Consider the following 6,847-nt stretch of genomic DNA (forward strand, 5'->3'; position numbering starts at 1 on the left):
CATCTGCAATATAAGGGTGAGGGCTTGAACGCCATTGTCGGCAAGTTCAAGGTATAGATAAACACGCTAGGCGCAATCTTTGGGCGATATTTCATTTCTCTACCACTTTGACCTTGCAGGCACATTTGCTTTCGCTGTCAGCGGAGCTATGCTCGGTGTCAAGAAAGATATGGATATTTACGGACAGCTAATATTGGCTCTTGCTGTAGCAGTCGGCGGAGGCACCATCAGAGACGTATTTTTAGGCAGCTTGCCACCATTCATATTTCGCGATGAAAATTATTTTTACATAGTATCTCTTGCCGTAGTGCTAGTTGCGCTGTTTACGCGCTACTTTGAGCGTAGCATTAGCTATCTAAACTTGGCAGATGCCATAGGATTAGGCACATTCACGGTAATAGGCGCAAATAAAGCACTGATGACAGGGCTTGAATGGCAAGGCGTTTTATTTTGCGCTGTCCTCACCGCTACAGGTGGCGGTATGCTCCGTGATATATTAGCGGGCGAAATCCCCGTTGTATTAAAACGCGAGATTTACGCCTCAGCGAGCATACTGGGCGGAGCATTATTTTACGTTATGTATGCATATAACGTGCCTTATGAGGCACGAGCGTTTATAACTGCTGCTATAGTTGTGCTTGTGCGGTTGATAGCACTTAAAAAGAACCTTAATCTTCCTCACATATCGTAGTCTTGCGCGCAGTCACGATAAACGCACTGTGGTTATATATCCAAGTATCGGGGCGGACTGACAAGCCATCTACCTTCCATGGACGCAATATTTGTTCAAAGGTCTCTATTTCGTCAAAATAGCCACACTCTCTTAAACAATCTACCATACTCTTTACCTGTAGCACGGTGGGAATATAACTGACCATAAGCCCGCCGTTAACTAGCCCGTTCTTCAAATGTGGCACAACCTGCCATGGTTCTGGCAAGTCTAACAAGACTCTATCAAAAACCCCGTCTATTCCCTGATAAATATCACGCAGTTCAATATTATAATTGGTCGGCTCATAGCCGAGATATGAATATATAAATTTCTTGGACATATCAGCAAAGTCTTTCCTAATCTCATAAGATGTTAGCTTCCCTGTCCCAGCAAGCGCACGCAGGACAGCAATAGATAAAGCCCCTTGCCCTACGCCAGATTCCAATATGTTCTGATGAGGGGCAACATCCCCCCACATAAGTATTGCAGCTGTATCTTTAGGATATATTATCTGCGCCTGTCTCTTAATGTGCATAACATAGTCGCGATATGTTACACCAAATACCCTGTAAGGCTGTTCCTTGCCGATAGTTTTAACTATAGCACCAGACGGAGTCTGCGCAAGAGTGTCGTGTTCAATGTAGCCATATTGTGAAGAAAATCTGCCACCCGGTTTCAGCGTAAGCATGTGGCGATTGCGCTTGCGGTCAGTAAGGATGACTATTCCATAGCCTAACGGTTCATTCATCAATAACGCGCCAGTTACTCAGCCACAACAAAGGCATCTGGAAAATTTCCTTCAAAGCTTGCTAACGCACTTGTTGCATCCTGCTTTGAGGTGTAACCAGCTATTCTGACCCTGTAATACTGCTTTCCATTAACCACCGCAGGAACAATAACAGCATTAGAATATCTGCCCGCTATCTTTCTCGCCTCTGATATAGTCCTGTATGCTGCTATTTGGACATTAAAGTTGCCATGCTGTATATCAACCCTCTCCCCCTCAGTCTTGACACTGCGCTTGTTTTCAGACAAAACTGTTATACGCACCTTAGCAACGCCAGCGTCAAGCATATCAATATCCTTTGCCGCAGACAGAGACAGGTCTATAATGCGCCCCTTAGAAAAAGGTCCTCTGTCGTTTATACGGACAACAGTTTTTTTGCCGTTTTCAAGATTTTCTACCTCTACAAACGTAGGCATAGGTAGAGTTTTATGGGCAGCAGTATAAGCATACATATTATAAACTTCGCCGTTTGAAGTTCTTTTATTGTTGAACCCATCACCATTACCATAGTGAGAGGCAAGCCCTACCTCTTGATAACCCGGTTCTACATCTTGCAACGGATAATAGGTGACTCCCTTTATAGTATATGGTCCACCCGTCTTGCGCGGATACTTAACGTCAGAAGTATCGCTATTTACAGAGGCATTAAAATAGGCACTACCACTCCCCCTCGTATCCTCAGCACCCTCATCGTCTTTGTCTGTTATTGCAAGCCCGCTTCCATCGCTAGAGCCAGTAGCTTGCGACCTGTTGTAAGGGGCTGACTGTGGCTCTTCCACGTCATCGTTTATAGTGCCACCTTCACCCGCAGAACTAGCAAAGCTACGCTCCTGCACGGGCTTATTGCCATTTGCCCTATACACCACCTGTGCATCCGTTCGCTCGCTTATATCAGTGATTTGCGAGCATGCGGACAACACAAAAATAGCCGTCAGAGACATATTCTTTAATGTATTCAATGCATATTTCATAAACTATACTTATAGCGCAAAATAATACTTTTGTCAAGTGGCACCACAAACAGGGCATTGACTATTTTTATTGACAGCAACCTTTCTAAAACTCATATCCTTGGCGTTAAACGTCAACAGGCTGTTATATAACGGCTCCCCTACCCCCGTAAGCACCTTAATAGCTTCCGCTACTTGTATAGTTCCCAAAATGCCCGGTATGACACCAACTAAACCTACAACTGCAGTAGTAGGCACTGCCTCAACTGGTGGCGGAGCATTAAAGACGCACGCATAGCAAGCTGTCTTACGTGGTTTAATCGTCATCGTCTGCCCGCTCCACTGCGAAACTCCGCCGTGCGAAAATGGCTTATTGGCTAAAACACAAGCCTCGTTTATAAGAAATTTTATGGTAAAGTTATCGGTACAGTCCATAACAAAATCATAAGGTTCTATAAGCTCTGAAATATTGCTTTTATCAACCCTTGTATGATAGGTGCTAACATTAACATTCGGATTCAAGGCACTCATCTTCCATAAGGCAGACTGCACCTTTTCTTTGCCAATCTCTGGTGTGGTGTGTATTATCTGCCGATGCAAGTTGCTCGTCTCCACAACATCACCATCTACTATCCCTATTTCCTTCACGCCAACTGCCGCTAAATACAGTGCTGCAGGCGAGCCAAGCCCGCCAACCCCTATTATAAGCACCCTGCTGTCAGCTAGCCTACGTTGCCCCTCTACGCCAAAATCTTGCAACACAATATGACGCGAATAGCGCGCTAACTCTTCCTCGTTAAATACGCTCACTTAACAACTCCTAATATAGCGGAATGATAGCTTAAAAACTACTGCCTGTCAAGAAAATGACCTAGCTATTTCTGCTTGATTTATTGTATTGTCTAATGTATATTTATAGAATAGTATTAGAATGTTTATTAAGGAGTGCTAATATATGCTTTCACTGATACCATTGTTTGTCTTGCTAGTGATATTTGCCAGCGTGGTAGTCCCCTGCATAAAGGTATTGCAGGAGTATGAACGTGCTGTCATATTCAGACTAGGACGTTTCGTAGGAGTGCGCGGACCTGGGCTGATTATATTGGTGCCTGCGTTAGAACGCATGGTGCGTGTAAATCTCAGAACGCTTGTTATGGACGTACCCTCGCAGGACACTATCACAAAAGATAATATATCCATAAAAGTGAATGCTGTTATATACTTCCGTGTTGTAGTGCCTGAAAAGTCAGTGTTAGAAGTAGATGACGCATACTATGCTACCAGTCAGATAGCTCAGACTACACTCCGTAGCATTATCGGACAGTTTGACCTAGATGACCTATTATCCCATCGCGACAAAATAAATATGGAGTTGCAAACAGTTATAGATAAACAAACCGACCCGTGGGGCGTTAAGATAGGCTCGGTGGAGATGAAACATATAGACCTACCGCAAGAGATGCAAAGAGCTATGGCAAAGCAGGCTGAAGCTGAACGCGACCGCAGAGCTAAAGTTATCAACGCAGACGGCGAATATCAAGCTGCTACGAAACTTGCAGAAGCAAGCAATATTATGGAGAACAACCCTATCACATTGCAGCTACGATACCTGCAAACGCTGTCTGACATATCTAGCAAAGAGGGTTCTACAACCATTATCCCTATACCGCTTGATATATTTCAGACTATAACCAGTAAAGCGACTGGTAAATAAGAGGTTTTATGCGTCCTAATCTTGTCATACCAAATATGATTACTATGATGAGCATCCTAGCCAGCGTTTATTCTATGGTGCTGACGCTCAGGGGTTCATACGTCTTGGCTGCAATAGCAATAATCGTAGCAGCTATATTTGACGGGATGGACGGTAAAGTGGCACGACTAATGAACGGTGCCAGCGAGTTCGGCATACAAATGGATTCTTTGGCTGACGTTATCTCATTCGGCGTAGCTCCAGCATTTCTAGTGTACGTGTGGAAGATAAATGAGCTTGGCAGATTAGGCACTATGGTGATGTTCTTATATATCGCCTGCGGTGCACTTAGGTTGGCACGGTTTAACGTTCAAACAAAAGTCATAAGCAACGTTTTCTTTGTGGGCTTGCCTATACCAGCAGCAGCAACGGCACTTGTATCAAGCATACTGTTCTTAAAACGCACAAATATGTTGGAAAGAGATATATTGCCCCCTATATACCTAGCCATAACGCTAATGCTAGCCCTTCTAATGGTTAGCATAGTCCCCTACTACAGCTTTAAGCGGCTCGGCGAATTAAAGAAACACCCGTTTGGTATGGCTGTAATACTCGCAGTCCTTATATTTGCTGTGGGACTAGAACCATACATTACACTCTTTGTGCTGATGTCAGCATACATAGTATCAGGTTTCATAATGTTGCCTTTTGCAAAACGTATTACGGCGAAATTAGAGTCTGAATAATCAGCCTCGCTGTAATAGCAGTGGTTGCTGTGGTTGTTGTGGTTGCTGTGCCATTGGTTGAGTTGGTTGAGGTTGCCCCGCTGGTGACGGGACTGGATTAGCAGGTTGAGCTTGAGGCTGTGCTGGTTGTCTTGCCTGAGCCATATTTGCCGTAGCTTGAACTAGCGGACTTTCTATAATATTTCTAATAGTTTCCAGCGTAGTTTTATATGGGATATTTTCACCCATTCTTTGTCGCAAGAAACCATTTATGTCGTCTATCTTTTGCAATGCCTCGTCTATTTTCTTATTTGAGCCATGCACATACGCATTTATATTTACTAGAGCCTCTGCATCGTTATATGTGGCTAGCAGGTCACGAAAACGTCCTGCACTATCAAATGTATCGTCATCTACTAATTCTTTCATAAGCCTTGACGCACTATTCAACACATCTATTGCAGGGAAGTGGTTTTTGGCAGACAACTGGCGACTCAAAATTATGTGTCCATCTATGATTGAGCGCACCGTATCGCCCACAAGGTCATTAGTATCATCAGCTTCCACTAGCACGGTATAAATGCCCGTGATGCTTCCCTTGCCCGAATCCGTGCCTGCACGTTCCAATAGTTTTTGCAACAGCGGTATGAAAGATGGAGTAAATCCCTTACTTGCAGGTGGCTCACCAGCGGCAAGCCCTATCTCACGTTGCGAATATGCCACACGGGTAAGGCTATCCATCATCAACATAACCCTTTTCCCTTTATCTCTAAAATATTCCGCCACAGCAGTTGTAACATGTGCAGCCATACGGCGGACTAGTGGTGGCTGGTCACCCGTTGCCACTATAACAATACTTTTCTTAAAACCCTCCGCCCCTAAATCACGCGTTATAAACTCATTAACCTCTCTGCCGCGCTCGCCTATCAGCCCTATCACATTCACATCAGCATTAGTATTACGAGCTATCATGCCCAATAAGACACTCTTACCCACACCACTACCCGCAAATAATCCCATACGTTGCCCGAAACCAACCGTTAATAATCCGTCAATAGCTCGTATTCCAGTCTCTACAACATCTCCCCTGCCTATCAATTTGCGCTTTATCGGGTTCGGAGATTTAGCAAATAAAGGCATGCTTACGCCCCCAATAATCGGAGGTTTGTCGTCCATAGGTCTGCCAAGTCCGTCAAATATACGCCCAACCATATCTTCTGATACTAAAAACGTTGACCCGCTCACCGCACCTGAAAGCTCATCCACGCTGCAAACTTCGCTACCGGGATATATACCGTCGCTCTCCCCATAAGGCATAAGCAACACCCTGTTATCTCTAAACCCTATTATTTCAGCTGGAACGCCTACGCCACTCTTTGTGGCTATATTACATGTAGTGCCTATAGCAAGCATTGGACCATCGGATTCTATGATAAGTCCAACTATCTTCGTAACCGCACCGCGATACGATATATCTTTAGTTGGCTTTATCTGCTTTAGTATTTGCAAACTGTTCATATATCTTATCTGCTAACCCACTAACCCATGTATCAACGCTTAAATCAACGTCGCCTAGCTTTGTTTTAATGATAACTCCACCTTTATCAATACTCTGGTCTATAGTCACGCCATATTGCGGGAACACCGACGATACATTCTCCGCATCAGTCGGATTTACCGTGAACACTAAATGTTGCACGTCAGCAAGCCGTTTCAATGACGACTTTATCAATCCTATAACAAACATATCATTCACCTTGCGCTCTGCACCGATAAGCTCACGCAAGTAAGCTATAATAATCTCTGGAAATTGCGTGTCCAGCTCGTCCATAGCAACGCTCAACTTATGTATTTCCTTTACTGCCTCTATCCATTGCTTTTCAACACGGTCAATATAGTCGCTCTTCTGCGCCTCATAGTTGCGGTCGCTCTCTACCTTCTGGTCTGTCCGTCCTGCCTGATAACCTTCATCGTATCCCT

General features: G+C 44.4%; 8 protein-coding genes. 3 read left to right on the forward strand and 5 right to left on the reverse strand.

Annotated elements, in window-relative coordinates:
• Nucleotides 1–79: 79 nt before the first annotated feature.
• Nucleotides 80–691: a trimeric intracellular cation channel family protein gene (locus tag AC1MDJ_RS06330; protein ID WP_479690093.1), complete on the forward strand. Its 612-nt coding sequence runs from the start codon at nt 80–82 to the stop codon at nt 689–691.
• Here AC1MDJ_RS06330 and AC1MDJ_RS06335 read toward each other — a convergent pair.
• From AC1MDJ_RS06335 to AC1MDJ_RS06345, 3 genes are read right to left on the reverse strand one after another with little or no spacing between them, the layout of a single operon-like run.
• A complete protein-coding gene (locus AC1MDJ_RS06335; protein ID WP_479690094.1) occupies nt 669–1,460 on the reverse strand; it encodes a tRNA (adenine-N1)-methyltransferase in 792 nt (263 codons plus the stop codon). The genes AC1MDJ_RS06330 and AC1MDJ_RS06335 overlap by 23 nt on opposite strands.
• A gap of 14 nt (nt 1,461–1,474) precedes the next feature.
• A complete protein-coding gene (locus tag AC1MDJ_RS06340) occupies nt 1,475–2,470 on the reverse strand; it encodes a septal ring lytic transglycosylase RlpA family protein (RefSeq protein ID WP_479690095.1) in 996 nt (331 codons plus the stop codon).
• Nucleotides 2,471–2,503: 33 nt separating this feature from the next.
• Nucleotides 2,504–3,259, reverse strand: coding sequence for a HesA/MoeB/ThiF family protein (locus AC1MDJ_RS06345; protein WP_479690096.1), 756 nt, complete (start codon nt 3,257–3,259; stop codon nt 2,504–2,506).
• A gap of 145 nt (nt 3,260–3,404) precedes the next feature.
• Here AC1MDJ_RS06345 and AC1MDJ_RS06350 point away from each other — a divergent pair, with 145 nt between their 5' ends.
• Together AC1MDJ_RS06350 and pssA are read left to right on the forward strand one after the other, a co-directional pair.
• A complete protein-coding gene (locus AC1MDJ_RS06350) occupies nt 3,405–4,163 on the forward strand; it encodes a slipin family protein (RefSeq protein WP_479690097.1) in 759 nt (252 codons plus the stop codon).
• An 8-nt stretch (nt 4,164–4,171) separates the two neighbouring features.
• A complete protein-coding gene (gene pssA, locus AC1MDJ_RS06355) occupies nt 4,172–4,888 on the forward strand; it encodes a CDP-diacylglycerol--serine O-phosphatidyltransferase (RefSeq protein WP_479690098.1) in 717 nt (238 codons plus the stop codon).
• Here the strand turns inward: pssA and AC1MDJ_RS06360 are convergent, their stop codons facing one another.
• The gene (locus AC1MDJ_RS06360; RefSeq protein ID WP_479690099.1) at nt 4,889–6,385 is read right to left on the reverse strand and encodes a FliI/YscN family ATPase; all 1,497 of its coding nucleotides are present in this window, start codon (nt 6,383–6,385) and stop codon (nt 4,889–4,891) included.
• Nucleotides 6,345–6,847 (reverse strand): FliH/SctL family protein (locus AC1MDJ_RS06365; RefSeq protein ID WP_479690100.1); only part of this gene is annotated, 503 nt, incomplete at its 5' end. The genes AC1MDJ_RS06360 and AC1MDJ_RS06365, both read right to left, overlap by 41 nt.

This window comes from Candidatus Termitispirillum reticulitermitis, assembly GCF_054655775.1.